Annotated in this window: 1 protein-coding gene; it reads left to right on the top strand. The window is 49.4% G+C overall.

The annotated features are described in order from the left end of the window. On the top strand, positions 1 to 500 hold a 500-nt coding region (locus IEW48_RS16940; RefSeq protein ID WP_188624738.1), incomplete at both ends, for an RNA-guided endonuclease TnpB family protein.

The raw sequence follows: 500 nt of genomic DNA, 5'->3' as shown, positions 1-500 counted from the left end.
CGTATCCGTCTGCCTAAATTGGGCTGGGTGAAATTCGCCAAGTCCCGTGAAGTTGAGGGGCGAATCATCTCGGCGACCATTCGGAAAAATCCATCAGACAAATATTTTGTGTCAGTATTGGTGGAAACAGAGATTCACCCGTTACCTGCCTGTGACCGCAAGGTGGGCATTGATCTTGGTGTCAAAGATTTTGCCGCCCTTTCCACGCGTGAAGTCATCCCCAATCCAAAATATTTGCGGCAGTATGAACAAAACCTGATTCGCTGGCAACGGATACTTTCCCGTCGCAAGCAAGGTGGTTCCAATTGGCACAAGGCTCGTATCAAGGTAGCCCGGCTGCATGAAAAGGTGGTCAATTGTCGCAAGGATTTTCTGCACAAGCTGTCCACGAGGCTGATTCACGAAAACCAAGTGATCTGCCTTGAAGACCTGCAGGTCAAAAACATGCAGAAAAACCGGCATTTGGCCAAAAGTATCGCTGACGCGTCGTGGTCCATGTT

The organism is Caldalkalibacillus thermarum (assembly GCF_014644735.1).
In the GTDB taxonomy this organism is placed as follows: domain Bacteria; phylum Bacillota; class Bacilli; order Caldalkalibacillales; family Caldalkalibacillaceae; genus Caldalkalibacillus; species Caldalkalibacillus thermarum.
Note: the sequence above shows the minus strand (reverse complement) of the source record. Positions and strands in the feature narration are given on the sequence as shown.